We start from the raw sequence: 26,361 nt of genomic DNA, 5'->3' as shown, positions 1-26,361 counted from the left end.
CCGACCGCCCACGCACCGCCCGAGATCCTACCAGCGGCCCGTCCAGCGCCCAGCGCGCCTCTCGTCCGCGGGCCGAGGCCTTCCCGGCCCGGGACCGGTCGTGAGGGTCAGGGGGCCGAGCGATGGCAGAGGAGGACATTGCCGGATTCGAAGGGGCGGACGACTGGTCGTTCCTGCCCGAAGCGGCCGCCGCGATCGCGCAGGCCGGCGCGTACATCCGCGCGGCGGGCTCCTAGAAGGTGCGCCCGCCCGGTGGCCTACCTCACACCGGGAGCGGCCGACGCCCGGAGAGCCCCCGCCTGACATCCCGTACCGCCTGACATTCCGGGTCTTGACGTGCGCGTTTGACGGAAAGCTGACGAGATCGAGTTTTCCCTTAGCGTCACTTCTGTCCGCCGCTGCCCGTCATAGCGGCGACTCACCGGATCCCAGTTAGGCAGAAGATGACACAGGCATCCCGGCGTCGAGGGCTCGCGCTCGCACTCCTCGCCGCCACCCAGTTCGTGCTCGTGCTCGACGCGTCCATCGTCGGCGTCGCCCTGCCGTCCATCGGGACGGACCTGGAGTTCGCGCCCGAGGACCTCTCCTGGGTCGCCAACGCCTACACGCTGACGTTCGGCGGCCTGCTGCTCCTCGGCGGGCGGGCCGCCGACCTGGCCGGCCGGCGCCTCATGTTCATGGCCGGCATGACCCTGTTCGCCGCGACCTCCCTCGTCGGGGCGCTGTCGGTGAACGCGGAGATGCTGGTCGCGGCCCGCGCCGTCCAGGGCGTCGGCGCCGCGATCGTCGCCCCGGCCGCACTGTCGCTGATCATGACCCTGTTCCCGGCGGGGCCCGAGCGCTACAGGGCCATGGGCGTCGTCGGCGCGGTGGCCGGGGCGGGCGGCGCGGCCGGGTCGATCCTCGGCGGTGGCCTGACCGAATGGCTCGGCTGGGAGTCCACGCTGTACGTCAACGTGCCGATCGGCATCCTGGCGATCGCGCTGTCGCCCCTGCTGCTGCCCGAGGCGAAGGACCCCGGCGCCCGCGGCTTCGACCTGGCCGGCGCGGTGACGGCCACCGGCGGGCTGGCGTTGCTCGTCTACACGCTCGTCGACGCCAACAACGCCGGCTGGGACTCCGCCCAGACCCTCGGCCTGGGAGCGCTGTCGCTGCTGCTGATCGCGCTCTTCTTCGTCATCGAGGCGCGTGCCGCGCACCCGCTCGTCCCGCTGCAGATCTTCCGCCTGCGGGGGCTGCGCGGCGCCAACATCGTCGCCCTGCTGAGCACCATGGCGATGTTCCCGATGTTCTTCTACATGACGTTCTACATGCAGCAGGTGCTGGACTACGGCCCGGTCAAGGCCGGGCTGGCCGCGCTGCCGCTCGCGCTGACGATCGCGGTGACCGCCGGGGCGGCGTCCGCCCTCATCACCCGCATCGGTGTCAGGGCCGCGATGGCGGCCGGGCTGGTGGTGACCGCCGCCGGGCTGGCCTGGTTGTCCCGCATGTCGGTCGACGGGAGCTTCCTGGTGGACGTCCTCGGCCCGTCCATCGTGATCGGTGTCGGCGGCGGCCTAGCGTTCGTCACCACCACCGTCGGGGCGACGTCGGGCACCCGCCCGGAGCAGTCCGGCCTCGCGTCCGGCCTGTTCAACACCGCCCAGCAGTTCGGCGGCTCACTCGGCCTGGCGGTCGTCGTCGCGATCGCCACCGCCCGTACGACCCATGTCATCGAGGGCGGTGAGCACGTCATGGCCGCCGCGCTCACCGAGGGCTACCGGATCGGCATGCTGACCGCCGCGGGAATCGCGCTGGTGGCGGGCCTGCTGGCCCTCGCGCTGATCCCGGGCCGCCCGGCGGCGAACGAGAGCCAGGACCGACCGGCCGCCCCAGACCCCGTCAAACTCTGACCCCCCATGGGAACCCGGGGTCTCAGGCACTCGCCCGCAGTGCACCGCCCATTCGCGTCGCAGAGCTCCGGCGACCCGGCCGGAGCTCTGCGGGGGTCGGAAGACTACTGCTGCTTCAAACAGGATTTCCTAGTGAGAAGAGGGCGCCGAGAAAATCTTGGCCCGCGCTTCCCGTTGATCTTGGTTGTGGCCCTCTTACGTATGAAAGGCCCGCCAGGCGCAGCACCCCCGTGGCGAAGGCGGGCCGGGAAGGAGGACTGGACGGCATGAACCTGCTGACGGCACTGGGGGCGGCGGCTCCAGTACTGGCTGCTGTGATCAACCTGGCCGGCACCTTGCTACGGGTTCGCCACGGCCATCGCTCTCACACCGGCGATGAATAGCGATGGCCGCCAGGAGCCCAAGCCCTACCGGGGGGCGTGTCCCGGCCGGTCGGAGTGGTGCTGCGGACTTCCTGGACTTTTTCGACGCCGAGTACCACCTGGTGATGCGGCTGTTAATGCGCGATGGCGCCAGCCTCGCCGACGCGCAGGACGCTGCGCAGCAAGCGTTCTTGCAGGGCTGGCGCAGGGCCAAAGACGGGTGCTGGGCTGAGATCGACCACCCACGGGCCTGGATCCTGCAGGTGGCCTTCAATCATCACCGTGCCCAGCAATGCGCCAGGCCCCAGAGTGCGTTCGGCCCGGACATCGACGTCCCGGAGCCCGGCCCCGGTCACGCCGAACTGACCGATCAGGCCCGCGACGTGGTGGCCCTCCTGCAGCAGTTGGACCACAACTGCCGCGCGGTGATCGCCTTCGACCTGGACAACGTCCCCGCGAAAGACATCGCCATCACGTTGCGCATCACCGAACAGAAGGTCCGGGACCTGCGGAAGAAGGCCCGCAAACAGCTCAAGAAACAGTTGCCCCCACCCGCATACCGCGAGAGGAGGAGAAAGCAGTGAGATGGCCACCCTGGAGCAAGCCGGACCCTGACCAGGCGCTGGACGCGTTCCTGGCCGCCGGGGACGCCGAGCTCCTGAACCATGTGCGCACACACGCCGACCCCACCCCCGTGCTAGCCGCGCTCCTGGAGGAATTTCCTCAGGACAACCAGCCCGACACCACTACCACCTTCGAGCCGGCGTTCACGAGACCAGTGCTCTCGGGACCGGCACAGCAAATCCGGGTTCGCGCCCTAGTCCGCGACCTTGACCTCGAACTCGACCGCGTCCGCGCGCTTGTCCACGACCTCACTCGCACCCGCGACCACGAGGTCGCCCGCACCCGCGTCCGCGCCCTCGTCCGCCCTCTCAACCTTGCCCGCGACCTCGCCGGCGGCGTCGCCGGCTCCCTCGACCTCGACCTCGCCCGCACCTGCGCCCGCGATCGCGGCCTCGACCTCGACCGGGTCTGCGGCCTCGTACGCGCGCTCGACCTCGTCCGCGTCCGCGCCATTGACCTCGAACGCGTCCGCGACCTTGTCCTCGACCGCGCCAGCGAAGTCGTTGGCGCCCTCGACCGCGACTTCGACATCGCCCACGGCCTCGCCCGTGACCTTGCCCGTGACCTCGACGCCGTCCTCTCCGGCGTCCGGTTCCTCGGGAACTTCTTGGTGAGCATGGAGATCGACGCGTCACGGGCAGACTTGGCGGATCTGGAGCTGCCGGAGTCCAGCCTGGCGGAGGTGCTCGTCGGGGTGCTGTGGGACAGGGGCACCCGGTGGCCGCCGAACATGCGGACGTTGATCAGGGCACGGTCCAAGGAAATCAGGCCAGGTGTCTACCGGGTGCAAGACGGTACCGAGCGTGACCCGCAAGAGCGCGTCGGTGTATGACCCATGTTCTCAGTCACCCGCGTCCCCGCTGCCGCTGCCGCGGCCGTGCGGGCGGCGGCGCCGGACGAGGAGAAGGACGACGATGATCGGCGCCGTCAGACCTGCCGCGATCGCCACGCGCCCCGCGACCGGCAGGCCATCATCAGTACCCCGCGGGGATGGCGCCAGGCCGCCTGTGGCATCACCCGGTATGGGGGGACGCGCTGAAACGGTAGGGACCGCGAGGTGTTCGCCGGCGGACCGGGTGCCGCCGCACAGATCCGCCCGCAGTACGCCGCCGTCCCGTTGGGCGAAGACCAGGTACTCGCTTCCCTCGTCTGCTTCAAGTCCGCAACTGGCGCCGTTGGAGGCGGTGACCAGATCCTGCCGACGTGAGACCTTGCCCTTGTTGACCGCACTCACCTCGAAGACCAGAGTCGCGGGATCACCGCTGCCGTGCCTCTTCCACGGCCCCCACCCCCGGGACTGCACCTGACGCTCAACGAGTCGTCCCGTGAACACCGCATCGGCCCTGGCATACGCCTCTTGGTCGGTCATGGCCGCACAACTGCACGCGCAGGCCCGCCCGGGTGTCGCCACGCCGACAAGGGCGACGAGCGCCAACGCGATCAACACTCGACCGGCCGTTGGTGAAAACACGAATCTTGGACGGGACCCGCTACAAGGTGGTTCCGGACTTGGTCGCCTTCTAATTCGCAGAGCTCCGGCCGACCGGCCGAAGCTCTGCGGGGCGAAAGGCTACTGCCGCTTGAGGTCGGTCAAGAGTGCGCGGAATGCGCCGGGGTCGAGGTGGAGCCGCGGCCCGTCCGGGTCCTTGGAGTCCCGCACGCCCACGCCCTCAGCGAGGGACGCAAGCTCCACGCACGAGCCACCCTGGTCGTTGCTCCGCCGAGCTTTCCGCCACACCGTCACGTCCCTGTCCATCGCTCCGAGATAACCTTTCGTATGAACTCGCGGGAGGCGTTGGCGCTCAGTGCCTTGGCTTGCAACATCGAGAACGCCTTGACGATGTGCAAGATATCGCTTTGGTCGCTTGAGGTGACACCTCCGGTGGAGGTCTCCTGATACAGCAGCTCTTCACCAGTTGCCTGGGAAGCGAGATCAAACGAGCCGCTGATGCCTCGGTAGTAGGCCGTCGGCGCTATCTGGAGCGTGACGTTCTCCCAGCGTGATACCTCGAGTAGATAATCGAGTTGTTCGCGCATCACGTCCGGTCCGCAGACTTCCCGTCGCAGGACGGCCTCTCCGATGACGACGCAGATCGTCGGCGCAGTCTCCGCCTTGAGTATCTTCTGGCGTCCGATGCGTCCTTCGTAAGCGCTGTCTGTCACCAGCAGCGTTCGGGCGTATCTCTCGATCTGGAACAGGCCGTAGACGAACGTCTCGTGGTAAGCGCGCAGCAGCTCCGCGGACGACTCGGCCACCGAGTAGTCGGTGAAGAACTTCGGGTGGGCGGAGGACTTGAGGATGTCGTCCCACACGTCGGTCAGCGTGGTGCCGGAGCCGAGGGCTTCGTCCAGCCTTACTGCGAAGTCCCTCCTGCAGCGGGTCGTTCCGTTCTCCACCTGGGCTATGTAGCTGCGGCTCACGGCAGCGCGTTCGGCGAGGTCAAGGCGCGATAGGGCGGCCTCGTCGCGAAGCCTGGCCACTTCCTGGCCGAAGGCGATGGTCTGAGGCGTCGGTCTGCGTGCAGCCAACTGGAACACCCCCTAGAAACCGGCTCACACCACCTGGGACCGGTGTGCGTGAGTTGTTGTTCTTTCGTGGTCACATTACGCCCTGGAGTGGATTCTGTGCGGGGAGTCACGAGAAATCGGAGGTGATCGTTCATGCAGGGCCCCGCGGAGATCGTCGTCCCGGTGCAGGCCGAGTCGATCAAGGTGGTGAGGGACTGGGTAGAGGAGGTGCTCGCACGGCTGGACCAGGACACCTACCTGGCGAAGGTCGTGGTGTCGGAGCTGCTGACGAACGTCCTGCGGCACACCGAAAGCGCGACGGCGACCGTGCGGGTCGTTCAGGCCGACAAGGGGACGGTCGTGGAGGTCTTCGACTCCTGCGACGTGCTGCCGGTCGCGGCGTCGGCGGACCTGTTGAGCGAGGGCGGACGCGGCCTGGCGATGATGGGCGCGCTGGTCAAGGAGTGGGGCGCCCAGCCGGTCGGGGGCGGCGGAAAGGCAGTGTGGGCCCTGCTGCCCGACAGCACCTCGTGAACGAGCCCGATGTACTGGCCCGACTCCGGAAGCGGCACCCCGCCTGGGCCATATCAGTGGACGGGGGCACGTGGCGCTCCTCGGGCCGCCTCCTCATCTGGGCGTCGTCACCGGAACAACTGGAAGCGGCAATGAACGGCGAACCCCCATTCCCACCCGACCTGGCCGCCCGCAGGGTCCGCGTCCGTCACCGTGCAAGATCACGGTGACGAGTCGGGGAGAGTGCAGATGGCCAACCTCGATCCGCTCAACACCGATCTCGCCCACGGCGAGCGGCGTGGGCTTTGGTGCGAAACTCCTGCTCATTCCTCAGCCGTCCAGTACTTCGACGATCGGGGCGGACCCTTCGTTGACTGTGCCCATCGCCTCCTGGGAGACGCCTTCTCTCTTACCGGTGATCTGCAACGGAGCGATCATCGAGACCAGGTAGGTCCCTGGTGCCAGAACATCCGGGCCCGGCACCTTGAGTGTGGAGCTCTGGGTCCACTTGCTCCGGAACGCGCATTCCGCCTCTATGTAGGGTTGCGCATCGCCGCTCTTCTTGCTCTTCGCTGGGATGAAGACGGCGCCCGGTCCAGTTGGGAGCTGCTTCGGCTTCGCCGGGGGAACACGGTAGAACGCCAGATAGGTCCCGTCGGACGGGGCTTCGGTGTCGTACCACCCGAACCCGTAGTTCCCCACGACGTCAGTTCGTTTCGTGTCCTCACCGAAACACTGGCGTCGGCCGCCGGGAAGATACTTCGCGCCGGCGGGCGTCCGGGCTCGGAACTGCTGGACCAAGCGTAGGTCAGTCCCGGGCTTCACCCTGGCCGGAGTGACCGTCATGATCAAGTCCATGTAGGGGGTCTCGGACGCGGGCATGTTGGGTTGCCCGGTCAGCACCCCCGGGCGGGTGAAGTAGGCGTGGATCCCGCCGCGGCTCTCTCCGCCGACACCCGGCCCCGAAGGCCAGAGCACCCAGGCGGCGATCACAGCCCCGACCCCAACGCCCCCGATGGCCGCGGCCCCCTTCGTCCCGCCGACCTTGGCCATGAAGCCCTTGGACGCGGACGTACCGGTCTTGGCCATGAAGTCCGCTGTCGCGGTGCCCTGCGCGTAAACCATTGAGCCGGGCGCCGTCATACCGGAAGTGACCGCGCCCGCAGCTGTGGACGACGCACCGGGGGCGAGTAGCGCGCCTCCGAGCGCCGCGAGTGGGACCGTGGTCGCCACTGCGGCGGCGACGGCTCCGAGCATCAGGAGTCCACGCCGTTCCCAGTCGGGTCCGTACGTCTGGACGGCGATGGCTTCCAGCTCGTTGACGAACTCGTGGGCGTCCCAGAACCGGTCGGCCGGGCTCTTGGCCATCCCGCGCTCGATGAGCGGACGCAGCGGGTCGGGAACCAGTTCGAGTGGTGGCGGAGTGTTGATGTGCTCGGCTTTAAGTGCTTCCGGGGTCGTCCCGTGGAAGGGTTTTCCGCCACTGACGCATTCCAGGAAGACGCAGGTTGCTGCGTAAAGGTCAGTCGCGGGAGTGGCGGGTTCGCCCGCCCACTGTTCCGGCGCCATGTAAACCGGGGTGCCTGCCCGGCCGCCCTGCCCGGTGAGTACCGCCACCCCGAAGTCGATCAGCTTGCTTTGTCCGTCGTCTTGGACGAGTACGTTCGCGGGCTTGTAATCGCGGTGTACGACTCCGACCGCGTGCGCCGCCGCTAACCCGAGCAGTGAGCCCTTCAACGTCGTCAACGCGGCCTCTGGCGTTAAGGGCCCGTCGTGTTCGTCCAGGACCTTGCGGAGCGGACGTCCGGCGACCGCCTCCAGGACGATCGCCGCTCCCCAGGGCGACTCCAAATAGTCCAGCAGCCGGGCCACATGCGGATTGACGACCCGCTTGAGCATCTCCGCCTCGGTGCGGAAGGTGTTCCGCGCTTCGGTGTTCCCGAGCAGATCGACGGCCAGGTACTTGATCGCCACTGGCCCGCCGCCGGATTCATGCCGCGCGAGCACGACCTTGCCCTGTGCCCCGGCCCCTAACTCCGCCAGCTCGACGAACCCGGCTACGGGGTATTCGCGCGACGTCATTGGCCCGTGTTGGTCTGGATCTCACTCACGACGAGCGGCGTGGGCTGGGACGTCACGCTCTCAGGCCCCAGGTCGCCCCCCGGGGCGTCGCAGGCCGCTCCTTCGCAGGTCCAGGTGAGATCCCACGTGATGGTCGCGGTGATCTGGTAAGCGCCTGCGGGTTGCCCAGCCGACGACCGCTTGTAGGTGTAGTTACAGCTCTTGCCTTCTTTGCTTCCCGCGTCCTCGCATTTCTTCTGTGCCTCGCCCATGTTCCAGGTGACGGAAACGGGATTCGCCGTGGCCTGGATCGACTGCCCGCCGCCACCGATCGGGTCCGTTCTCACCACCTCGAAGCCGTCCACCCAGAGGGACGTCCGCATCCTGACGTAGGTCTTGCCGTTCGGTGCGGTGTGCACGATGGGCGCTGGGAGTCTGGCGGAACTCTCGGCCGCCGCCACCCAGTCGAGCGTGGTCGGTGCGGCCGGCGCCGGATCCCCATCGATGGGGACGAATCCCACGTCCTCGTTCTCGGTCAGGCCCACTGGGTCGGGTGGCTCCACGGGGCCCGAGCTTCCGCCGCCGGACGATCCGCCCTGTCCGCCGGAGCCGCTGCCTCTTTCGAAGTACTTGCAGTCGAACGGGTTGCCGCTCTTGCATTCATCGGCCTGAGCTGGCAGGGCGATGAATGCCGGGGCCAGCAGCGCCGCCGCGAAGATCGCGGTGGAGGTCAGACGGTGGTGGTTACGGGAATGGGGACGCATCGTGTGTCCTTCCCTGCCGGCGGTCAGCATTTCTTTTCCCGGACGCTGGCGGCGGCCTTCCAGACGCCCGAGTCGTACTGGAGTGTCGTCCGGAAGAGGTGGGTCCCGCCGGGGCCGCCGCCGAGACGTTCACCGGTTTCGGCGGAGTAGCGGTAGCCGACGAGTGTCCGGATGCAGTCGGCGACGTAGACCTTCGTGCTGTCCTTGGACCGGGCGTACACGCGGGGGTTGAACGTGCTGGTGTAGCGCCAGACTTCGCCCTTGGCCTTGGTCGCCTCTATCTGTTCGGTGATCTCGGTAAGCAGGGGATCCATGGCGACCGTGGTGAGTTCGGACGGGTCGTTGGTCTCGTACGCCTTCTTGTAGGCGGCCTGGTAGGCGCGGTAGCGCTGGAGGACCGTCTCGAAGAGTTGCGCCGTGGGGATGGCGGAAGGTGCGACGGCGGTGGGCGCGGGGGCGGCGGCGCCGCCGTCGATGGTGCCGTTGGGGGCCAGTTCGCCGTTGCCGGACGAGCCGGACGAGCCGCACCCGGCGGCCGCGCACAGTGTCAGGGCCAGCGCGACGACCGGCACGGTGGTGGCGCGGCGGGACCCCTGCGGGGAGGAACGTACCAACCGGGCGCGCATCGCCATCCCTGAGCGGCAGCCGACAACGGGGCGGAATACGCGCGAAAGCTTACAGAGGTCTGTGGGGCGAGAAAAGCGATTCGTTGCGAACGACTTGACCTCAACCATGGTCGAGGTAGCAGGCTGCGGGTGAACGATGTGATCGGAGGGGTTCCGTATGCGTGCCGTGTGGTTGAGGGAGTTCGGGGGGCCGGAGAAGCTGGTGCCGGGGGAGGCGCCCGACCCGGTCCCCGCCGCCGGGCAGGTGCTGATCGCGGTCGAGTTCGTCAACATCACGTTCGTGGAGACGCAGATGCGGGCGGGCGCCGCCCCGTTCCCGATGAAGGAGCCGCCGGTCATCCTCGGCAACGGGGTCGGTGGCACGGTGGCGGCGGTCGGTCCGGGGGCCGACGGGGGACTGGTCGGACGCCGGGTCGTGAGTGCCACCGGCGGCACCGGCGCCTACGCGGAAATGGTCGCGGTGGACGCGGCGGGAATCCTGGAGGTGCCGGACGGTGTGGCGCTTGACGAGGCGGTTGCGCTGCTGGCGGACGGGCGCACGGCGGTGATGATGCTCAGGGCGGTGGAGCCGAAGCCCGGCGAACGGGTCCTGGTCGAGGCGGCGGCCGGTGGCGTCGGGACGCTGCTCGTCCAGCTGGCGAAGGCGGCCGGGACGACGGTCGTGGCGGCGGCCGGCGGCTCGCACAAGGCGGAGCTGCCGATGCGGCTGGGCGCGGACGAGGCCGCCGACTACCGGGAACCCGGCTGGACGGAGAAGGTCGGGCAGGTGGACATCGTGCTCGACGGAGTCGGCGGCGACGTGGCGCGCGAGGCGTTCACCCTCCTGCGAACCGGTGGACGGATGGTCAGCTTCGGCCTGGCGAGCGGCGAGTGGGCGAACATCCAGGAGGATGACGCGGCGGCGCGGGGGGTGACGCTCGTCCGGGCCACGGCCACCCCCGAGGAGTTGCGGGAGTTCACTCGGACCGCCCTGGCGGAGGCGGCCGCCGGGAGGCTGCGGCCGGTGATCGGGCAGCGGTTCCCGCTCGACGGCGCGGCCGACGCGCACGCCGCGATCCAGTCACGCTCCACCGTCGGCAAGGCGCTTCTTGAGGTCCGCTGACCCACCTTCTGGACGTCTGCTAACCCACCTTCTTGAGGAAGGTGCCGAGGGCGCGTTCATAGGCGGCGGGGTCGATGTTCCACGATTCGGTGTGGTCGCCCGGAGTGGTGATGTGCGTGACCATGCCGGGCGGGGCCGTCGCGGCGAAGGTGTAGGCGGGGCCGTTGGCGACGGTGGCGTCGTCGGCGGCGGTGAAGAGCAGGACGGGTGTCCGCAGGTTCGGTGCGTACCGGCGGTGGTCGAACTCGGTCAGGTCGATGCCGATGCGCCACTCCAGGACGTGTTTGGCCACGCCGGTGATGAAGCCGGGCAGGTCGCGGGCGGCGCCTTGCTTGTCGAGGGTGGCGTTCCAGTCCAGGACGGGGGAGTCGAGCACGACCCCGCGGACGAACGACGGATCCTTCCGCAGGGTCGCCATGACCATCGCGCCGCCCATGGACCACCCGTACAGGACGACGCCCGTCGCGCCGTGCGCGCGTGCGTAGCCCATGGCGGAGACGACGTCCTGCCATTCTGTGTCGCCGAGATGGTTCTTGCGGTCGCCGGACGACGGCGCCCCCACGTCGTTCCGGTACGCGATGGACATCATCGGCAGCCCCGCCGCGTGGACGGCGCGCATCGCGCGGAACGTCTCGGCCTTGTCCGCGTTCCGCCCGTGGACGCCGATGACCCATGTGCTCTTGGGGGATGTCCCCGGCAGCAGCCACGCGGGCATCGGACCGACCTTGGACGGGTAGGTGACGTCCTGGAACGGCAGTCCGAGCGCCGTCTTCGGGTCGCCGTCGTACATCCAGTGGTCGATGGCCGCGGGAACGCCCTTCGCCAGGGAGCCTTCGACGACGGACGAGACCTTCCGCACGACCCGCTCACCGTCCCGGCTGACGACCGGCCCGAGCAGTGCGCGCCCGCCCTTCCAGACGAGTGCCCACGTGCCCGGACGTTCCGTCGCCGCGTCCCGGGGCAGTGTGACCGTGCCGCCGCCCGCGTCGATGATGGTGAGCGGGTACTCGGCCGCGTGGTCGACCTCGATGGCGACGCCCGCGAAGTACCAGCCGATTCCGCCGACGACCGTGCACAGCAGCACGATGAGGGCGACGGCCGTCGCCATCAGTGCGCGGACACGGCGGCGGCGCCGGGGGGTCGGCGGTTCGGTGATCGCCGGGATCGGCGACTGGGGTGCGGCGGTCGACACGACATAGGAACTTAGCCTCCCCCGAGCGTCGCGAACGCCCGGGTCACTCCGCAATATGTCGATCCGTGCGGTTAATCTGCCGGAAAGGTGCCATCGGGGGCGACCGGACGCATGGAGGGCGCGTGTCGTGACGGGGCGAGGCGTGTCGGGCTGGGCGGCCCGGACGGCAACGTGACCTACGCGGCGCGGACCCCGTATCCGCATCGTTCGCTGCCGCCCGAATGGCAGGACCGCCCGTATCACCGAGGTGCGGTACACCTGACCGGGCGTCAGGCGGTGCCGATCGCGGACACCAGCCCGAGCGCCAGGACGAGGTCCAGGTGGATGAACGTCTCCAGCTTCGCGCCCGGCGGCACGTCCGTGTCGGCGCCGAGGCGGTCGAGGACGGCGAGCGCGGCGGGGCTGTCCAGGTCGTCCGCGAGGGCGGCCTGCGCCTCCGTCGCGTACTCGCGGCTCATCGGCCGGCCCGGGGCCGTCGCCCACTCGGCGACCGCGCCGCGCCAGCGTCCCAGCCGTTCGGCGGCCCGCGCGAGCGTCGCCTCCGTCAGCTCCAGCGGCTCCCGGTAGGGGACCTCCAGCATCGCGAGCCGCACCGACAGCGGGTCCGCGGACGCCCACTCCCCGGTCTCACGCGGCACGGCCAGGCTGAGCACGTCCCCGCCCGCGCCGCCGCCGGCGGACACCTGGACGTCGGCGTCCGCGATCGGGGAGTCGAGCACCTCGAACGGCGCGATGTTGTAGTCGGACCAGTCGCCGCCCTGCGGGAGGGACGGGGTGCTCACGACCCGGACACGCCGCCCCGCCCGTTCCGCGACGCGGCGCAGCAGGTCGGTCACCACCAGGACGCGGCGCCCGGCGCCGTCCAGCACCTGGACGCGCAGGCCGCGGCCGGCGGGCAGCGGTTCCGTCCGCCCGGTGCGAGGGTCGTACAGCCGGAGCATGCCCCAACCCTAGGCCGGGCCGCCCCACGCCACGGCGGCGGGTCGCTCGGCGGCGTCAGCGCGCCGGGACGGCGCGGCGGGTCAGAGCTGCGGGTCGGAGGGGAACGGCCCGGTCGGCAGCGGTGTGGCGCTGTCGGCCTTGCGGACGGCCGCGAACCGCAGCCGCACATAGTCGGCGACCCACCCCGACTCGCGGCGCAGCGCCGGAGCGGCCAGGTCGTTCACCCGGTCGAGCAGCGGGTCGACCAGCTCCGGCGGGACGTCCGACAGCGCTCGCGCCGCGTACGCGCGGATCCAGTCGGCGGCGCCGTTCGGGCCCTCGGTCATCCGGGTCGGCCGGTCGGCGTGCTCCAGCAGCCGCAGCGTGAACCCGGCCTCCTCAAGCTTGGCCGCGTACTCGGCGGGGGTCGGGAAGTACCAGGGCAGCTCGGGTTCGCCGAGGCCGAACACGCGCCAGGCGGTCTGCATCGCGGCGATCAGCTCCGCGCAGTTCCCGGCGCCGCCCAGCTCGGCGACGAAACGCCCGCCGGGACGCAGTGCGGCGTGCACGCGTCCGATCACGGCGTCGGGGTCGCGGTTCATCCAGTGCAGTGCGGCGTTGGAGGCGATCGCGTCGAAGGACTCGCCGACGGTGAAGTCGTGCGCGTCGCCGACGATGAACGACAGCCCGGGGTTCAACGCGGTCGCCTGCGCAACCATGTCGGGGCTGCCGTCGATGCCCAGCACCTCGGCGCCCCGCTCTGCGATCTCCGCGCTGAACGTCCCGGTGCCGCACCCGAGGTCGATGACCCGCTCGCCGGGCTGCGGATCGAGTAGGTCGACCAGGGGCGCACCGTGCGCGGAGACGTACCCGAAAGCGGAGTCGTACGTCGTCACGGCCCAATTCACTGTCATAATTTATCGGACAATGGCGAGCGGGGAGGCGGCGTTCGTGATGGTGGACGTCACGTCCGAGGTGCGGATCGCTGGATCCGAGGGGCCCGACGGCCTGGCCCTGCGCACCTCCGGCCTGTCCGCCGGGGGGCTGCCGGAGCTTCGTGTGGAAGGGCTCCCGCCCTATCTCGGGCAGGGCTGGGCGCGCGTCCTCGCCGCACTGGCGCAGCGTCTCGCGGCGGCCGGGGAGATTCCCGCGAGCGTCACCCTCGGCCCCGGAGTAGAGATCAGTCTCACACTCGCCGCCGACGGTGCGCTGGTCGCCGTCCCGCCGCCCGGCCGCGATCCCGGGGACTGGCGCCGGGACGTCCTGCTCCGCCTGTTCCCCGAGGCCCGCACCTGACCGAGGCCCGCACCTGATCGAGGCCCGTACCTGACCGAGGCCGCACCTGCCGCGAGGCCCGCCCGCCGCGTGTTCCTAGAATCTGATTCTGTCCAGCCGGGTCGGAGAAGGGTTCGCAGGTGACGTACACAGAGATCGAGTACGAGGTTCGGGACGGGATCGCCACCGTCACGCTGAACCGTCCGCAGAAGATGAACGCCTACACGTTCACCATGCGCAACGAGATGCTGGACGTCTTCGACAGGATCGACGCCGACGACGACGTGCGCGCGGTCGTGGTGACGGGCGCGGGACGCGCGTTCTGCGCCGGCGCCGACCTGAGCGGAGGCGGCGACACCTTCGACAAGGACAAGACCAAGGACATGTTCGCCGGGGAGAACGACGTCTTCGAGGACGGCACCCCGCGCGACGGCGGCGGCACGGTCGCGCTCCGCATCGCCCGCTGCCTCAAGCCCGTCATCGGAGCCTTCAACGGCGCCGCCGTCGGCGTCGGCGTCACCATGACCCTCCCGATGGACGTCCGGCTCGCCAGCGAGAACGCCAGGTTCGGGTTCGTGTTCGCCCGCCGCGGCATCGTCACCGAGGCCGCGTCCAGCTGGTTCCTGCCCCGCCTCGTCGGCATCGCCCAGGCCATGGAGTGGGCCGCGACCGGCCGCGTCTTCGGCGCCCAGGAGGCCCTCGACGGACGTCTCGTCTCCCGCGTCCTCGCCCCCGGCGAACTCCTGCCCGCCGCCTACGCCCTGGCCCGCGAGATCGCCGACAACACCTCCGCGGTCTCCGTCGCGACCATCCGGCGGCTCATGTGGTCGGGCCTGTCCGCCCCGTCCCCGTGGGACGCCCACGTCGCCGACTCCCACCTCATGGCCGCCCTCGGCGGCGCCGCCGACGCCGTCGAGGGCGTCTCGGCCTTCCTGGAGAAGCGCGACGCGGTCTTCCCGATGCGCGTCAGCAAGGACCTCCCGGCCGCCGTCCCCGACTGGCCCACCCGCTGAAACGCGCGATCAGGTGCTGCGGGGCCTGCGGCGCGGGGGAGGCTGCGGCGGGACGACCTTGGCCGCGACCATGGTCTCCTCGGGGACTTCGACCAGTTCGCCGGTGCGGCGGCGCACCGCGAGCGTTCCGCCGGACCAGGATTCGAGCACGCCGACCACGTCGCTGTACTCTCCCGTTGGCAGACGACGGCGCAGCGAGATCCGCTGCCCCACGTCCGCGCCACTGATGGTGACCACCAGGCGCGCGCCGAATCGGCCTGACATGAGGGACCCCCGCTGTCGAATCGATGGCGCCGTGGTGGCCATACTATTCACAGCGAGCTTGCGGTGAGCCGTGACGTGCGGCGGGGCCGGAAAACCGAGAGGAGTCACTGACGTGACCTACGTCATCGCGCAGCCCTGCGTGGATCTGCTCGACAAGGCATGCATCGAGGAGTGCCCGGTCGACTGCATCTACGAGGGCAAGCGCATGCTCTACATCCACCCGGATGAGTGCGTCGACTGCGGTGCGTGTGAGCCGGTTTGCCCGGTTGAGGCGATCTACTACGAGGACGACACGCCTGAGCAGTGGAAGGACTTCTACAAGGCCAACGTGGAGTTCTTCGACGACCTCGGGTCGCCGGGCGGGGCGTCCAAGGTCGGGAAGATCGACAAGGACCACCCGATCGTCGCCGCGTTGCCTCCGCAGAGCCACGACGACTGACGGGCGGCGCGCGGCGCCGGGATGCGCCCCCGCGGGGCGCGGTTCCCGGGGCGGCCTGCGCCGATTTCGGGGCCGTGGCCTCCCACGCTGGTGGAGGGCCGCGGCCCCGCGGGTTTCCGAGTGACCCGAGGGTCTCCAGTTGAGGGGTGGGACGTGTTCACGCTGCCGGACTTTCCGTGGGACCGGCTCGCGCCGTACAAGGAGCGGGCGCTGGCGCACGCGGACGGCATCGCCGACCTGTCGGTCGGGACGCCGGTGGACCCCACGCCCGAGCCGATCCGGGCGGCGCTGGCCGCTGCGGCGGACGCGCCCGGATATCCGCAGACCTATGGGACGCCGCGGCTGCGCGAGTCGGTCGCCGGGTGGCTGCGGCGCCGCGCCGGCGTGTCGGGCGCCGACCCCGACGCGGTGCTCCCCGTCATCGGCACCAAGGAACTGGTGGCCTGGCTGCCGACGCTGCTCGGCGCCGGTCCCGGCGACCGGGTCGTCTTCCCGGAGCTGGCCTACCCGACGTATGACGTGGGCGCCCGGCTGGCCGGGGCGACGCCCGTCGCGACGGACGGGCTGCTGTCCCTCGGCCCGGTCTCACCCAAGATCGTGTGGGTGAACTCGCCGTCCAACCCGACCGGCAAGGTGCTGCCCGCCGAGCATCTGCGCAAGGTCGTCGCGTGGGCGCGCGGCCGCGGCGCCGTCGTCGTCAGCGACGAGTGCTACCTGGAGTTCGGCTGGGACGAGGACAGGCCGCCGATCTCGGTCCTGCATCCGGACGTGTGCGGGGGGTCCCACGAGGGGCTGCTCGCCGTCAACTCCCTGTCCAAGCGCTCCAACATGGCGGGCTACCGTGCGGGGTTCGTCACGGGCGACATCGCGCTGGTCAAACGGCTGCTGGAGGTCCGCAAGCACGCGGGGATGATCGTCCCCGGCCCGGTGCAGGCGGCGATGGCGGTCGCGTTCGACGACGACGCGCACGTGGACGAGCAGCGGGAGAGGTACGCGCGGCGCCGTGCCGCGCTGCGCGCCGCGTTCGAGGGGCACGGTTTCCGCGTCGACCATTCCGAGGCGTCCCTGTACCTGTGGGCCACGCGGGACGAGCCGTGCTGGGACACCGTCGCGCATCTGGCGTCCCTCGGCATCCTCGTCGGGCCCGGCGAGTTCTACGGCCCCGCCGGGGCGCGGCACATCAGGGTCGCGTTCACCGCCACCGACGAGCGTGTCGCCGCCGCCGTCGGCCGCCTCTGACGCCCGGCAAACCCTTCGGCGCGGGCCGGCGTCGTTTGTGTGCCGTTTCGTTGTTTTTCGCGTGCAACCGACCACTCGTTTGATACGTCTGAACACGGTATGGGCCTGGAAGGCCGCAGTCGGTAGGATCCGCAGGTCTGCGACCGGGTGTGCACGAAACATAGGAGGTGTCCGTGAGCGGAACGGCGATAGTGATCCTGCTCGTGCTGATCCTGATCGCCCTGATCGTGTTGATCTTCGTCCTGCTGCGGCGCCGGCAGCCCCCCGCCCCCGCCGCCCCGCCGCCCCCGCGCGACCCGTTCGCCGCCGAGGACCAGGTGGCGGGCGATCCGCGGACGCTGAAGGCGGGGGACATGGTCGAGTATCTCGGCGTCCGCTACTTCGTGCGCGGTTCGGTGCGGCTGCGCGAGGGCGGCTTCACCTGGAGCGAGCATCTGCTGGACGCCGACACCATCGAGGGCGCCAAGGTGTGGATCTCCGTCGAGGAGGACCCCGACCTCGAGGTCGTCTGGTGGACCGAACACGACATCGGCGACATGACGCCCAGTGAACGGACCCTCGTCGTGGACGGCGTCGAGTACCGCCGCGACGAGCACGGGACGGCCGACTACACCAGCGAGGGCACGACCGGCGTCGGCGTCCAGGGACGGGTCGAGTACGTCGACTACGAGGGCCCGCGCGGGAAGTACCTGTCGTTCGAGCAGTACGGCGGCGGGCAGTGGGAGGCGGGCCTCGGCGAACGCGTCCCGACCGGGTCGATGACGATCTACCCGGGCGGCGGTGCCTGACGTTGCGAGCCTCCCTCCGCACCCCCTACGCGGACGCGCGCGCCGACGCGCTCTCGTTCGCGCTCGGGCTGGCGCCCCTGGAAGCCCTCGCCGTCCTGCCCGTCGAGCGTGCGGGCGTGACCGTGGAGTTCCGGCTGCTCGGCGCGTCCCACCAGGTCATCGCCGGGCCGCTCAGCGAGACGGTGGCGTGCCTGCCCGGCGACGCCGAGCCGCTGCCCGGACGCGCGAGCACCAGCATGCCCGGCTGGGCCTACGAATTCGCCGCGACGACGGCCACCCACAGCGACGACACGGCGTTCGGCCGTGCCGTCGAGGCGGTCTGCGCACGGCTTGCGGACCGCGGTGACGCGCTGACCGGCGCCTTCCCCGGCTCACGGCACGCCGTCACCGCACTCGCACTGGAGAACCACGCATTGGAGGACGGCGGGATCGGCTGGCGGACGTGGCACGCCTACCCGCAGACCCGGGAGATCGTGATGACACGGAGCCGGTTGGTGAGACCATCGTGAACAGAGGACACCGGATGATCGGCGGCGTGTTCGCCGCCGTTCTGATCGTCCCGGCGCTGGGGGGCTGCGGCACCTCGAACCGGGACTGGATCGCCGACAAGTACAGCAAGGCCGGGCCGGACACCTACCGGTCCCCGAAGGCTCCGCAGGCGGTCGCCTCGGAGATCAGCCGCAAGTTCAGGCCGATCGACCGGGTGAACAACCTGGCGACGAGGGGCTCGGCGGGCGGCATATTCCTGCAGTATCCGAAGCTGGTCGTCGGCGTCCTGCCCAGCGGGTCGGGCAGCCGGATCACCGTCGACAGCCCCCGCCGCGGCTACAGCCGCTACCACTCCCATGTCGGCGGAATCTGGCGGAGCCCGGGCAGCAACGGATGGACCAGCAGCGGCGTCGCGTCGTTCCGCGGCGGCGGACCAGGGTCGGGTAAATGAGGAGCAATAGATGAACGACGACATCCTGCAAGAGATCGGCGCCACCTTCGCCTACGGCGCCGTCGGCATCGCCCTGATGGCGCTCGGCTACCTGGTGGTGGAGGTGACCACCCCCGGCAGGCTCGGCAAGCAGATCTGGACCGAGGCGAACAAGGGCGCCGCGCTGCTGCTGGCGGTCAAGCTGTTCAGCGTCGGCGTGATCGTCACCACCGCGATCGTCACCAGTGACAGCGACCTGAGCGCCGGCCTGATCGACACCGCGGTCTTCGGCGGCATCGGCATCGTGCTGATGGTCATCGCGTTCCTGCTGCTGGACGTGATGACGCCCGGCAAGCTCGGCGCGACGCTCGTCGACGCGGACGGCACCGGGAAGCAGATCCATCCGGCCGGCTGGGTGGTCGCCGCCGCCGACCTCGGCGTCGCCGCGATCGTCGCCGGAGCGGTCTCCTGAGTACGAGGCGCCGCAGCATGAAGGGATCGCTGACCTGGGCGGGGCTGCTGGCCGCGTTCGGCGTGATGATCCTGCTGATCGCGATGTTCGCGGGGAGGACCTCACCCCGCGGCGACATCCCCAAGGACTACCGGAAGGTGGCGGACGGCACCTACACGTCGTCGAAGAAGCCCCTGGCGGTGGCCCAGGAGATCACCGAAAAACACAAGACGGACGAACGCGTCTACACCCCCAATGGCATCTACCTGCGCTACCACGACGCGGTCGTCGGGATCCTGCCCGCCGCCGGCGGCTCCCGGATCACCCTCGACAAGCCCGCACGCGGATACGCCCGCTACTACTCCGTCGTCGGCGGGACCTGGGGCGGGCCCGGCGGCAAGGCGTCGTCCTTCCGCGGCGGCGGCCCCGGAGGTGGAGGCAAATGACCAAGGGTGACGGCAAAGGAGGCCCGTCGAACCGCCCGGCCCGGAGCGGCGCGGGCGGGAACGCGAAGCCGGCCTCCGCGAGTCCGGCTTCCACGAGTCCGGCCTCCAAGCGGCAGCAGCAGGTGCAGGGATGGGGCTGCGTCACGGTGTTCGCCCTCCTCATCGTCGGCGGGATCCTGTGGTCCCTGTACGACGAGGGCGTCTTCGAGAAGAAGGCGGCGAAGGACGCGCCCGTCTTCGGGCCGCAGCAGACGGGACGGCTCGTCGAGCAGCTCTCCACGGCGGCCGACGCGCAGGGCATCTGCTACGGCTGGGTGATCGACTCCGGCCGGAACCGCGAGATCAAGCCTGTGACGCCGTCCTATCCCGGAACGTTCCGTCCCCACCCCCCGAAGCAGGCCCCCGCCCCCGTCTCCGCCCCCGCGCCCGTCCCCACGGGGGATGGGCACTTCTCCTCGCAGGGGGAGATCGAGTACGACCTGAACCAGCTGGACGGGCCGGGAGTCGAGTTCGGCTCCAACCTCGGCCCGGGCAAAGACCCGCGACAGACCCCCGGCCAGTGCCCCAAGTGGGTGATCCTCGAAGCCCGCTACAGCTACTCGGAGTCGTACGGCGAGTATTCGTTCGGCCGGTTCGAGATCAAGAGCAGTTTCGACGAGCGCTTCCGGGAGGCCACGTTCGAGCGCCGCCTCGGACAGGTCGGTGAGGACGACATCGACGGCGAGTACGGGACCGCCAGGCTCCGGGACGCCATCGGCGCGCTGCCGATGCTCGTCGCGGACGAGGGCCTCGCCCCGCCGGTCCCCGCGGAGACCTCGCGGGCGGCGCAGGCGCCCCCGAACGACAGGCTGGCGGAGTCCACCATCACCGCCCGCGCCGTCTGGACGGTGATCGGGATCGGGCTGCTCGCCGTGGCGATCGTGGTGCTCACGGTCGGTGCCGTGCGGAACCTGCGGAGCCGGAGCTCATGACGGAGGACACGGCCGTGAAGGCGGAGCCGGAGCACGCCATGGAGGCGACCCCGGCTCCGCTGAGCATCCCGGCGCGCATCGCGCGCGCCATGGTGCTCGCGGCCGTGTTCACCTGCGCCGCCTGCGGGCTGGTGTACGAGCTGGCGCTGGTGGCCCTCGGCAGCTACCTGATGGGCAACTCGGTCACCCAGGCGTCGATCGTGCTGTCGGTCATGGTCTTCGCGATGGGCGTCGGGTCGCTGCTCGCCAAGCCGCTGCGGCGCTGGCCGGTGGCGGCGTTCGCGATCGTGGAGGGCGCGCTGGCCCTGATCGGCGGGCTGTCGGTGCTGGCGCTGTACGCGGCGTTCGCATGGCTCAGCCTGTACAACCCGGCGCTGATCGTGGTCGCGTTCCTGGTCGGGGCGCTGATCGGCGCGGAGCTGCCGCTGCTGATGACGCTGCTGCAGCGGATCAGGCGGCAGGAGGCGGGGGCCGCGGTCGCCGACCTGTTCGCCGCCGACTACGTGGGCGCGCTGATCGGCGGGCTCGCCTTCCCGTTCTTCCTGCTGCCGCTCTTCGGGCACATCAGGGGCGCGCTGCTGGTCGGCGCGGTCAACGTGGTGGCCGGGATGGCGGTGGTGCTGTGGCTGTTCCGCCGCGAGGTCGGCCGCGGCATGAAGGCCGCGCTCTGGACGGGCATGGCGGCCGTGCTGCTGGTGCTCGGCGGCACCTACGCCCTGGCCGACGAGTTCGAGATCTCCGCCCGCCAGGTCCTGTACCGGGACCCGATCGTGCTGACCGAGCGGACCCCGTACCAGGAGATCGTCGTCACCCGGCAGGTCTCGCTGTCGGGCCGTCCCGACGTGCGGCTGTTCCTGAACGGGGACCTCCAGTTCTCCTCCGTGGACGAGTACCGGTACCACGAGTCGCTCGTCCACCCGATCATGTCCGGCCCGCACGGCCGGGTCCTCATCCTGGGCGGCGGCGACGGTCTCGCGCTGCGCGAGGTGCTGCGCTACAAGAGCGTCCGGAGCGCGACGCTCGTCGAGCTGGACCCGGAGGTGCTGAAGCTGGCCCGCACCTACGCGCCCCTCGCGTCCCTCAACGAGCACTCGTTCGAGGACCCCCGCGTCACGACCGTCACGGCCGACGCGTTCTCGTGGCTGCGCGGCCTGAACGAGCGGTTCGACACGGTCATCGTCGACATGCCCGACCCGGACGACGTCGCCACCGCCAAGCTGTACTCCGTCGAGTTCTACGGCATGGTGAAGCGGATCCTCGCGCCGGGCGGCCGGATGGTCGTCCAGTCGGGTTCGCCGTACTTCGCGCCGATGTCGTTCTGGAGCATCGAGAAGTCCATCGCCGCCGCCGGTCTCGCGACGGTCCCGTACCACGTGGACGTGCCGAGCTTCGGTGACTGGGGGTACGTCATGGCGTCCCCGACCGGCAGGCCCCCGGCGCTGGAGATGGCGCCGGACGTCCCGGACCTCCGCTTCCTCGACGAGGCGCTCCTCCAGGCGTCGACGGTCTTTCCCAAGGACCGCCGGAGCCGCGACGTGGAGGTCAACACGCTCGTCCACCCCCGCCTGGTCGAGTACCAGAAGCGGGAGTGGAAGGACGCCTGAGCGTTCAGTCCGGAACCGACTGCCGGATGGCCTTGTCGACCGCCCGCTGGAACGACGTGACCAGCGACTGGATCATCAGGGGTTTCAGTTTCCCGGTCATCTCCATCAGCCGTTCCCGCTCGTGCGGCGCGCGCCCGCCTTCCCGGTAGGGCCGGACGACGGTGTCCTGGAAGACCCGCTGGAGCTCGGCGGCCAGCGCGGTCGTGTGGCGGTCGACGGCCTCGTGCGAGGCGACCAGCGTGTCCAGCGGCATCGGCAGCGCGGCCAGTTCGGCGCTGATGCCGAGCAGCGCCGGGCTGAGGACCCGCACGATGTCCTCGGAGACGAGTTCGACGACGCCCAGGGCCTCCAGCCGCTTGAGCACGTCGTCGTCGAGGTGGCGTCCGGCCCGCCGGTCCAGATCGTGCCGGCCGAGGTCTTCGGGGCGTTCCGGTGCCCACGGGGACAGCAGCGCACGCTGCAGCGCGAGGTCCTCGGCCGGAGCGTCCAGCGGGATCCGCTGCAGGTGCTTCTCGATCGAGGCCAGCGTGAGCCCGAGCGACTGCAGCTCCCGGACGAGTTCCAGCCGCGCCAGATGGTCGGCGCCGTACAGGCCCGTCCTGCCGCGCAGCTTCGGGGGCGGGAGCAGGCCGCGCCCGGCGTAGAACCGCACGGTCCGGACGGTGACCCCGGCGCGTGAGGCCAGCTCGTCGACGGTGAGTTCCATCCCGCCTCCCTCTATGTGACAGTGCCAGTGTTACATTAATCTTGTATCAGCGGACACTTACTGAGGGAGACCGCCGGATGGGACGGGAAATCTACACCGACGAGCACGAGGCGTTCCGCGACATGGTGCGCTCCTTCATCGAGAAAGAGGCGGCCCCGCACCACGAGCAGTGGGAGAAGGACGGGATCGTCTCGCGCGAGGTGTGGCTGGCCGCCGGACGGGCGGGCCTGCTCGGCATCGACATGCCCGAGGAGTTCGGCGGCGGCGGCAACTCCGACTACCGCTACTACGTGATCTTCAACGAGGAGCTGGCGAAGGCCGGTGTGCACGGCCCCGGCTTCGCCGTCCACAACGACATCAACGGCGGTTACCTGCGCCAGCTCTGCAACGACGAGCAGAAGGCCCGCTGGTTCCCCGGCTACTGCTCCGGCGAGATCATCACCGGTATCGCGATGACCGAGCCCGCCGCCGGCTCCGACCTTCAGGGCATCAAGACCACCGCGGTCAAGGACGGCGACCACTACGTCCTGAACGGCTCGAAGACCTTCATCTCCAACGGCATCCTCGCCGACCTCGTCATCGTCGTCGCCAAGACCGACCCGTCCGCCGGCGCCAGGGGCGTCAGCCTCCTCGCCGTCGAGCGCGGCATGGACGGCTTCGAACGCGGCCGCAACCTCGACAAGGTCGGCATGCACGCCCAGGACACCGCCGAGCTGTTCTTCGACAACGTCCGCGTCCCCAAGGAGAACCTCCTCGGCGAGGAGGGCATGGGCTTCATCTACCTGATGCAGAACCTCGCCCGCGAGCGCCTGTCCATCGGCGCCACCGCCCAGGCGGGCGCCGAGGTCGCGTTCGAGCAGACCCTCGAGTACTGCAAGACCCGCGAGGCGTTCGGCCGCCCGATCGGCAAGTTCCAGCACAACCGCTTCACCCTCGCCGAGATGAAGACGGAGCTGACGGTCACCCGCGCCTTCACCGACGACTGCATCCTCAAGGAGAGCAGGGGCGAGCTGTCCGCCGAAGAGGCGGCGATGCTCAAGTACTGGAACACCGAGCTGCTCAAGCGGGTCGTCGACCGCTGCGTCCAGCTCCACGGCGGCTACGGCTACATGACCGAGTACCCCATCGCCAAGGCCTACCAGGACGCCCGCATCCAGACCATCTTCGGCGGCACCACCGAGATCATGAAGGAGATCATCGGCCGCTCCCTCGGCGTCTGACCCCGCGCGGCGGCCGGAGCGGTCCGGGCCGCCCGCACGGGCGGCCCGTTCAACTCAAACGGTGGCCTGAATGAGCGGCTCGAGCGGACGCGACCAGCCCGAAGTCCCGCACGTTGAGGTTCTTGTCCACGATCCGGCGGCCGATCGAGATGATCTCTTCGGCCGTCAGGTAGCGCACGCTCATGCGTCGCGCTGCCGGTACTCCTCCAACGCGGTGATCAGAATCGCGTTCTTGGACTGGTGTTCGGCCGAGGCCACCTCGTCGAGCCATGCGTCCAGATCGGCGGGAAGACGTGCTGCGAAGGCCATCTGGATACTCCTCCACGCGGGACGGGTGGTATCACCGATGATACCGAGCATGGAATCGCCGGTGTTCGTGGCCGCCGGTCACGTCTGCGCGCCCGTCGGGGTGTGCGGATGTGTTCAGGAGCGTTCGGCGAGGCGTTCGACCTTGTCGATGGGACCGGCGACCAGGATGACGTCGCCGTACTGCAGGATGGTGTCCTGCGTGGCGTAGGTGAACTGCTCGCCGACCGGCTTCACGGACACGACCGTCACGCCGTGCTTGGACCGCAGGCGCGTCTCCCCCAGGGGGACGCCGACGAGCTCCTTCGGCGGGTGGGCCTTGACCAGGGCGAAGTCCTGGTCCACTTCGATGTAGTCGAGCATGCGGCCGCTGACCAGGTGGGCGACGCGTTCGCCCATGTCGTGCTCCGGGAGCACGATGTGATGGGCCCCGATCCGTTCCAGGATGCGTTTGTGCTGGTGGGTGACGGCCTTGGCCCAAATGTTGTCGATCTCCAGCTCCGCCAGAAGCGAGGTCGTCAGGATGCTGGCCTCCAGGTCGCCGCCGATGGCGACCACGGCCCGGTAGAACTCGTCGACCCCGAGTTCACGGAGCGTGTCGATGTCGGTGGCGTCGGCGGCGATGATGTGGGTCAGCCGCCCCGACAGTCCCTGGACGATCTTCGGGCGGTTGTCGATGGCGAGCACCTCGGTGCCGCGCCGGGCCAGTTCCAGGGCGAGCGCGGAGCCGAACCGGCCCATGCCGATCACCACGACGGGGAGGTTCTCAGCCAACGATGGGTCTCTCCTCGGGCAGTTCGTAGCGGCGGGTGCGCTCGCGGAGCGCGAGCGCGGTGGCGAAGGTGAGGGGGCCGATGCGGCCGACGAACATCAGCGCGACCAGGAGCAGGTGCCCGGCGGGCGGCAGCTCGGCGGTGATTCCCGTGGACAGACCCACGGTACCGAACGCCGACACGACCTCGAACAGCACGCGGTCCAGCGTATGGGACGTCATCGCGAGCAGGACGAACGTCCCGGCGGTGACCATGCCGATGCCCAGCAGCACGATCGAGATCGCCTGGCGCTGGGTGCCGTCCGGCAGCCTGCGGTGGCCCACGTTCACGCGAGCCTCGCCGCGCATCTCGGCCCACAGCACGAAACCCAGCAGCCCGAACGTGGTGACCTTGATGCCCCCGGCCGTTCCGGCGCTGCCGCCGCCGATGAACATCAGAACGTCGGTGACCAGCCAGCTCTCGGGGCGCATCTGCGAGGTGTCGACGCTGTTGAGGCCGCCGCTGCGCGGCATCACCGCCATCATGAAACCCGACTGCATCCGGTCGGACCTGGGCAGCGCGCCCAGAGTGCCGGGGTTGTTCCATTCGGCCGCCGACAGCATCAGCGTTCCGCCCACCAGCAGCACCACCGTGGCGGCCACCGTGACGCGCGTGAGCATCGACCAGCCCCGCGGCCGCCGCCACTGCCGGGCCAGCTCGAACACCACCGGGAAGCCGAGCCCGCCGACGATGACCGCCGCGCAGACCGTCAGGATGATCCACGGATCGCCCGCGAACCGGACGAGGCCGTCGGGCCACAGCGCGAACCCGGCGTTGTTGAACGCCGAGACCGCGTGGAACACGCCCAGGTAGGCGGCGCGGCCGGGCGGCTCACCGTAACCGATGAGCAGCCGCCCGGTGAGCACCACCGCCACCACGGCCTCGCTCGCCAGGCTGAAGACGACCACCCGCCGGACGACACGTCGCACATCGGCCATCCGCAGCGTCTTCGTCTCCACCTGGGCCGCCATCCGTGCCCGGAGCCCCAGCCGCCCCGACAGCAGAATCGCGAAGAGGGTCGCCAGCGTCATCAACCCCAGCCCGCCCACCTGGGCCAGCCCCAGAATGACGAGCTCGCCGAACGTCGACCAGTGCGCACCGACATCGTGGACGACCAGACCGGTGACGCACACCGCCGACGTGGCGGTGAACAGCGCGTCCGTGAAGGAGGTCGAACCGGCGTCCGTCGCGGCCACGGGCAGCGACAGCAGCAGCGTGCCCGTGAGGATCGTGACCACGAACCCGGTGACGACGACCTGCGCCGGATGGTGGAAGCGCTCCAGCAGCGCCGTCCCCCACGGCTTCGACCACCGCCCCAGCTCCCGCCGAAACAGCGCGCACAC

Annotated in this window: 32 protein-coding genes and 1 pseudogene; 18 read left to right on the top strand and 15 right to left on the bottom strand. The window is 70.0% G+C overall.

Going from position 1 to position 26,361, the window contains the following annotated elements; translation table 11 throughout:
• Positions 1–443: 443 nt before the first annotated feature.
• From ACGFK0_RS30345 to ACGFK0_RS30335, 3 genes are all read left to right on the top strand, one after another.
• Complete coding sequence (locus tag ACGFK0_RS30345; protein ID WP_392910975.1) at positions 444–1,892, top strand: MFS transporter; 1,449 nt, start codon at positions 444–446, stop codon at positions 1,890–1,892.
• A 385-nt stretch (positions 1,893–2,277) separates the two neighbouring features.
• Positions 2,278–2,838, top strand: a complete 561-nt coding sequence (locus tag ACGFK0_RS30340) for a sigma-70 family RNA polymerase sigma factor (protein WP_392910973.1) — start codon at positions 2,278–2,280, stop codon at positions 2,836–2,838.
• Positions 2,835–3,710: a hypothetical protein gene (locus tag ACGFK0_RS30335; RefSeq protein ID WP_392910971.1), complete on the top strand. Its 876-nt coding sequence runs from the start codon at positions 2,835–2,837 to the stop codon at positions 3,708–3,710. The genes ACGFK0_RS30340 and ACGFK0_RS30335 overlap by 4 nt, the downstream gene beginning before the upstream one ends.
• Before the next feature lie 9 nt (positions 3,711–3,719).
• Here ACGFK0_RS30335 and ACGFK0_RS30330 read toward each other — a convergent pair whose 3' ends face one another.
• The 3 genes from ACGFK0_RS30330 to ACGFK0_RS30320 form a co-directional block, all read right to left on the bottom strand.
• Positions 3,720–4,289: a hypothetical protein gene (locus ACGFK0_RS30330; protein WP_392911066.1), complete on the bottom strand. Its 570-nt coding sequence runs from the start codon at positions 4,287–4,289 to the stop codon at positions 3,720–3,722.
• A 159-nt stretch (positions 4,290–4,448) separates the two neighbouring features.
• Positions 4,449–4,634 carry a DUF397 domain-containing protein gene (locus tag ACGFK0_RS30325; RefSeq protein ID WP_392910969.1) on the bottom strand — a complete coding sequence of 62 codons (186 nt, stop codon included), beginning with the start codon at positions 4,632–4,634 and terminating at the stop codon, positions 4,449–4,451.
• On the bottom strand, positions 4,619–5,407 hold the full coding sequence (locus ACGFK0_RS30320; protein ID WP_392910966.1) for a helix-turn-helix domain-containing protein: 789 nt from the start codon (positions 5,405–5,407) through the stop codon (positions 4,619–4,621). The genes ACGFK0_RS30325 and ACGFK0_RS30320 overlap by 16 nt, the downstream gene beginning before the upstream one ends.
• Positions 5,408–5,539: 132 nt before the next feature.
• Here ACGFK0_RS30320 and ACGFK0_RS30315 point away from each other — a divergent pair, with 132 nt between their 5' ends.
• Positions 5,540–5,920: an ATP-binding protein gene (locus ACGFK0_RS30315; RefSeq protein ID WP_392910964.1), complete on the top strand. Its 381-nt coding sequence runs from the start codon at positions 5,540–5,542 to the stop codon at positions 5,918–5,920.
• A gap of 309 nt (positions 5,921–6,229) precedes the next feature.
• On the opposite strand, the gene ACGFK0_RS30310 is transcribed toward ACGFK0_RS30315, so the two are convergent.
• From ACGFK0_RS30310 to ACGFK0_RS30300, 3 genes are read right to left on the bottom strand one after another with little or no spacing between them, the layout of a single operon-like run.
• Positions 6,230–7,981: a serine/threonine-protein kinase gene (locus ACGFK0_RS30310; protein WP_392910962.1), complete on the bottom strand. Its 1,752-nt coding sequence runs from the start codon at positions 7,979–7,981 to the stop codon at positions 6,230–6,232.
• Positions 7,978–8,754 carry a hypothetical protein gene (locus ACGFK0_RS30305; protein ID WP_392910960.1) on the bottom strand — a complete coding sequence of 259 codons (777 nt, stop codon included), beginning with the start codon at positions 8,752–8,754 and terminating at the stop codon, positions 7,978–7,980. Before ACGFK0_RS30305 ends, ACGFK0_RS30310 begins: the two co-directional genes overlap by 4 nt.
• Positions 8,748–9,350: a hypothetical protein gene (locus tag ACGFK0_RS30300; RefSeq protein WP_392910958.1), complete on the bottom strand. Its 603-nt coding sequence runs from the start codon at positions 9,348–9,350 to the stop codon at positions 8,748–8,750. Before ACGFK0_RS30300 ends, ACGFK0_RS30305 begins: the two co-directional genes overlap by 7 nt.
• Positions 9,351–9,507: 157 nt before the next feature.
• Between ACGFK0_RS30300 and ACGFK0_RS30295 the strand changes: the two genes are divergently transcribed.
• Positions 9,508–10,452: a zinc-binding dehydrogenase gene (locus tag ACGFK0_RS30295; RefSeq protein ID WP_392910956.1), complete on the top strand. Its 945-nt coding sequence runs from the start codon at positions 9,508–9,510 to the stop codon at positions 10,450–10,452.
• Positions 10,453–10,471: 19 nt separating this feature from the next.
• On the opposite strand, the gene ACGFK0_RS30290 is transcribed toward ACGFK0_RS30295, so the two are convergent.
• Positions 10,472–11,644, bottom strand: a complete 1,173-nt coding sequence (locus ACGFK0_RS30290) for an alpha/beta hydrolase family protein (RefSeq protein ID WP_392910954.1) — start codon at positions 11,642–11,644, stop codon at positions 10,472–10,474.
• Positions 11,645–11,755: 111 nt separating this feature from the next.
• On the opposite strand from ACGFK0_RS30290, the pseudogene ACGFK0_RS30285 reads away from it, so the two are divergent.
• Positions 11,756–11,878: pseudogene (locus ACGFK0_RS30285) on the top strand (hypothetical protein); the annotation flags it as partial.
• 35 nt (positions 11,879–11,913) lie between these two features.
• On the opposite strand, the gene ACGFK0_RS30280 reads toward ACGFK0_RS30285, so the two are convergent.
• Together ACGFK0_RS30280 and ACGFK0_RS30275 are read right to left on the bottom strand one after the other, a co-directional pair.
• Positions 11,914–12,585, bottom strand: coding sequence for a hypothetical protein (locus ACGFK0_RS30280; protein WP_392910952.1), 672 nt, complete (start codon positions 12,583–12,585; stop codon positions 11,914–11,916).
• An 81-nt stretch (positions 12,586–12,666) separates the two neighbouring features.
• Entirely contained in the window at positions 12,667–13,473 is an 807-nt protein-coding gene (locus tag ACGFK0_RS30275) for a class I SAM-dependent methyltransferase (RefSeq protein ID WP_392910949.1), read from the bottom strand.
• A gap of 19 nt (positions 13,474–13,492) precedes the next feature.
• Between ACGFK0_RS30275 and ACGFK0_RS30270 the strand changes: the two genes are divergently transcribed.
• Positions 13,493–13,861 (top strand): hypothetical protein, encoded by a 369-nt coding sequence (locus ACGFK0_RS30270; RefSeq protein ID WP_392910947.1) that lies wholly within the window; start codon positions 13,493–13,495, stop codon positions 13,859–13,861.
• 119 nt (positions 13,862–13,980) lie between these two features.
• Positions 13,981–14,853, top strand: coding sequence for a crotonase/enoyl-CoA hydratase family protein (locus tag ACGFK0_RS30265; protein ID WP_392910945.1), 873 nt, complete (start codon positions 13,981–13,983; stop codon positions 14,851–14,853).
• A gap of 9 nt (positions 14,854–14,862) precedes the next feature.
• Here ACGFK0_RS30265 and ACGFK0_RS30260 read toward each other — a convergent pair whose 3' ends face one another.
• Positions 14,863–15,117, bottom strand: a complete 255-nt coding sequence (locus ACGFK0_RS30260; RefSeq protein ID WP_392910943.1) for a hypothetical protein — start codon at positions 15,115–15,117, stop codon at positions 14,863–14,865.
• Between the two features lie 112 nt (positions 15,118–15,229).
• Between ACGFK0_RS30260 and fdxA the strand changes: the two genes are divergently transcribed.
• From fdxA to ACGFK0_RS30215, 9 genes are all read left to right on the top strand, one after another.
• Positions 15,230–15,556 carry a ferredoxin gene (gene fdxA / locus ACGFK0_RS30255; protein WP_141966697.1) on the top strand — a complete coding sequence of 109 codons (327 nt, stop codon included), beginning with the start codon at positions 15,230–15,232 and terminating at the stop codon, positions 15,554–15,556.
• A gap of 153 nt (positions 15,557–15,709) precedes the next feature.
• Positions 15,710–16,795 (top strand): succinyldiaminopimelate transaminase, encoded by a 1,086-nt coding sequence (gene dapC / locus ACGFK0_RS30250; protein ID WP_392910940.1) that lies wholly within the window; start codon positions 15,710–15,712, stop codon positions 16,793–16,795.
• A 173-nt stretch (positions 16,796–16,968) separates the two neighbouring features.
• Positions 16,969–17,583 carry a DUF4178 domain-containing protein gene (locus tag ACGFK0_RS30245; RefSeq protein ID WP_392910938.1) on the top strand — a complete coding sequence of 205 codons (615 nt, stop codon included), beginning with the start codon at positions 16,969–16,971 and terminating at the stop codon, positions 17,581–17,583.
• A 2-nt stretch (positions 17,584–17,585) separates the two neighbouring features.
• Positions 17,586–18,092 carry a DUF2617 family protein gene (locus tag ACGFK0_RS30240; RefSeq protein ID WP_392910936.1) on the top strand — a complete coding sequence of 169 codons (507 nt, stop codon included), beginning with the start codon at positions 17,586–17,588 and terminating at the stop codon, positions 18,090–18,092.
• Positions 18,089–18,523, top strand: coding sequence for a DUF4247 domain-containing protein (locus ACGFK0_RS30235; RefSeq protein ID WP_392910934.1), 435 nt, complete (start codon positions 18,089–18,091; stop codon positions 18,521–18,523). The genes ACGFK0_RS30240 and ACGFK0_RS30235 overlap by 4 nt, the downstream gene beginning before the upstream one ends.
• Positions 18,524–18,533: 10 nt before the next feature.
• The gene (locus tag ACGFK0_RS30230) at positions 18,534–18,974 is read left to right on the top strand and encodes a DUF350 domain-containing protein (RefSeq protein WP_392910932.1); all 441 of its coding nucleotides are present in this window, start codon (positions 18,534–18,536) and stop codon (positions 18,972–18,974) included.
• 17 nt (positions 18,975–18,991) lie between these two features.
• On the top strand, positions 18,992–19,399 hold the full coding sequence (locus ACGFK0_RS30225) for a DUF4247 domain-containing protein (RefSeq protein ID WP_392910930.1): 408 nt from the start codon (positions 18,992–18,994) through the stop codon (positions 19,397–19,399).
• A complete protein-coding gene (locus ACGFK0_RS30220; protein WP_392910928.1) occupies positions 19,396–20,370 on the top strand; it encodes a hypothetical protein in 975 nt (324 codons plus the stop codon). The genes ACGFK0_RS30225 and ACGFK0_RS30220 overlap by 4 nt, the downstream gene beginning before the upstream one ends.
• Positions 20,367–21,974, top strand: a complete 1,608-nt coding sequence (locus ACGFK0_RS30215) for a polyamine aminopropyltransferase (RefSeq protein WP_392910926.1) — start codon at positions 20,367–20,369, stop codon at positions 21,972–21,974. The genes ACGFK0_RS30220 and ACGFK0_RS30215 overlap by 4 nt, the downstream gene beginning before the upstream one ends.
• A 4-nt stretch (positions 21,975–21,978) precedes the next feature.
• On the opposite strand, the gene ACGFK0_RS30210 is transcribed toward ACGFK0_RS30215, so the two are convergent.
• Positions 21,979–22,680, bottom strand: coding sequence for a MerR family transcriptional regulator (locus ACGFK0_RS30210; protein WP_392910924.1), 702 nt, complete (start codon positions 22,678–22,680; stop codon positions 21,979–21,981).
• Between the two features lie 77 nt (positions 22,681–22,757).
• On the opposite strand from ACGFK0_RS30210, the gene ACGFK0_RS30205 reads away from it, so the two are divergent.
• On the top strand, positions 22,758–23,900 hold the full coding sequence (locus ACGFK0_RS30205) for an acyl-CoA dehydrogenase family protein (protein ID WP_392910922.1): 1,143 nt from the start codon (positions 22,758–22,760) through the stop codon (positions 23,898–23,900).
• 49 nt (positions 23,901–23,949) lie between these two features.
• Here ACGFK0_RS30205 and ACGFK0_RS30200 read toward each other — a convergent pair whose 3' ends face one another.
• From ACGFK0_RS30200 to ACGFK0_RS30185, 4 genes are all read right to left on the bottom strand, one after another.
• Positions 23,950–24,084, bottom strand: coding sequence for a hypothetical protein (locus ACGFK0_RS30200; protein ID WP_392910920.1), 135 nt, complete (start codon positions 24,082–24,084; stop codon positions 23,950–23,952).
• Positions 24,081–24,209: a hypothetical protein gene (locus ACGFK0_RS30195; protein WP_392910918.1), complete on the bottom strand. Its 129-nt coding sequence runs from the start codon at positions 24,207–24,209 to the stop codon at positions 24,081–24,083. The genes ACGFK0_RS30200 and ACGFK0_RS30195 overlap by 4 nt, the downstream gene beginning before the upstream one ends.
• Before the next feature lie 114 nt (positions 24,210–24,323).
• Positions 24,324–24,980: a potassium channel family protein gene (locus tag ACGFK0_RS30190; RefSeq protein ID WP_392910915.1), complete on the bottom strand. Its 657-nt coding sequence runs from the start codon at positions 24,978–24,980 to the stop codon at positions 24,324–24,326.
• Positions 24,973–26,361, bottom strand: a complete 1,389-nt coding sequence (locus ACGFK0_RS30185) for a TrkH family potassium uptake protein (protein WP_392910912.1) — start codon at positions 26,359–26,361, stop codon at positions 24,973–24,975. The genes ACGFK0_RS30190 and ACGFK0_RS30185 overlap by 8 nt, the downstream gene beginning before the upstream one ends.

It is taken from the genome of Spirillospora sp. NPDC048823 (assembly GCF_043198445.1).
Taxonomy (GTDB): Bacteria; Actinomycetota; Actinomycetes; order Streptosporangiales; family Streptosporangiaceae; genus Spirillospora.
Note: the sequence above shows the minus strand (reverse complement) of the source record. Positions and strands in the feature narration are given on the sequence as shown.

What these genes read in the sequence shown, in the direction of transcription:
- ACGFK0_RS30215 (WP_392910926.1), top strand. Translation starts at nt 20,367, where the DNA reads ATGACGGAGGACACGGCCGTGAAGGCGGAGCCGGAGCACGCCATGGAG.
- ACGFK0_RS30340 (WP_392910973.1), top strand. Translation starts at nt 2,278, where the DNA reads ATGGCCGCCAGGAGCCCAAGCCCTACCGGGGGGCGTGTCCCGGCCGGT.
- ACGFK0_RS30230 (WP_392910932.1), top strand. Translation starts at nt 18,534, where the DNA reads ATGAACGACGACATCCTGCAAGAGATCGGCGCCACCTTCGCCTACGGC.
- ACGFK0_RS30220 (WP_392910928.1), top strand. Translation starts at nt 19,396, where the DNA reads ATGACCAAGGGTGACGGCAAAGGAGGCCCGTCGAACCGCCCGGCCCGG.
- ACGFK0_RS30295 (WP_392910956.1), top strand. Translation starts at nt 9,508, where the DNA reads ATGCGTGCCGTGTGGTTGAGGGAGTTCGGGGGGCCGGAGAAGCTGGTG.
- ACGFK0_RS30280 (WP_392910952.1), bottom strand. Translation starts at nt 12,585, where the DNA reads ATGCTCCGGCTGTACGACCCTCGCACCGGGCGGACGGAACCGCTGCCC.
- ACGFK0_RS30270 (WP_392910947.1), top strand. Translation starts at nt 13,493, where the DNA reads ATGGCGAGCGGGGAGGCGGCGTTCGTGATGGTGGACGTCACGTCCGAG.
- ACGFK0_RS30260 (WP_392910943.1), bottom strand. Translation starts at nt 15,117, where the DNA reads ATGTCAGGCCGATTCGGCGCGCGCCTGGTGGTCACCATCAGTGGCGCG.
- ACGFK0_RS30315 (WP_392910964.1), top strand. Translation starts at nt 5,540, where the DNA reads ATGCAGGGCCCCGCGGAGATCGTCGTCCCGGTGCAGGCCGAGTCGATC.
- ACGFK0_RS30345 (WP_392910975.1), top strand. Translation starts at nt 444, where the DNA reads ATGACACAGGCATCCCGGCGTCGAGGGCTCGCGCTCGCACTCCTCGCC.
- ACGFK0_RS30210 (WP_392910924.1), bottom strand. Translation starts at nt 22,680, where the DNA reads ATGGAACTCACCGTCGACGAGCTGGCCTCACGCGCCGGGGTCACCGTC.
- ACGFK0_RS30205 (WP_392910922.1), top strand. Translation starts at nt 22,758, where the DNA reads ATGGGACGGGAAATCTACACCGACGAGCACGAGGCGTTCCGCGACATG.
- ACGFK0_RS30195 (WP_392910918.1), bottom strand. Translation starts at nt 24,209, where the DNA reads ATGGCCTTCGCAGCACGTCTTCCCGCCGATCTGGACGCATGGCTCGAC.
- ACGFK0_RS30325 (WP_392910969.1), bottom strand. Translation starts at nt 4,634, where the DNA reads ATGGACAGGGACGTGACGGTGTGGCGGAAAGCTCGGCGGAGCAACGAC.
- ACGFK0_RS30200 (WP_392910920.1), bottom strand. Translation starts at nt 24,084, where the DNA reads ATGAGCGTGCGCTACCTGACGGCCGAAGAGATCATCTCGATCGGCCGC.
- ACGFK0_RS30310 (WP_392910962.1), bottom strand. Translation starts at nt 7,981, where the DNA reads ATGACGTCGCGCGAATACCCCGTAGCCGGGTTCGTCGAGCTGGCGGAG.
- ACGFK0_RS30225 (WP_392910930.1), top strand. Translation starts at nt 18,992, where the DNA reads ATGAAGGGATCGCTGACCTGGGCGGGGCTGCTGGCCGCGTTCGGCGTG.
- ACGFK0_RS30300 (WP_392910958.1), bottom strand. Translation starts at nt 9,350, where the DNA reads ATGCGCGCCCGGTTGGTACGTTCCTCCCCGCAGGGGTCCCGCCGCGCC.
- ACGFK0_RS30305 (WP_392910960.1), bottom strand. Translation starts at nt 8,754, where the DNA reads ATGCTGACCGCCGGCAGGGAAGGACACACGATGCGTCCCCATTCCCGT.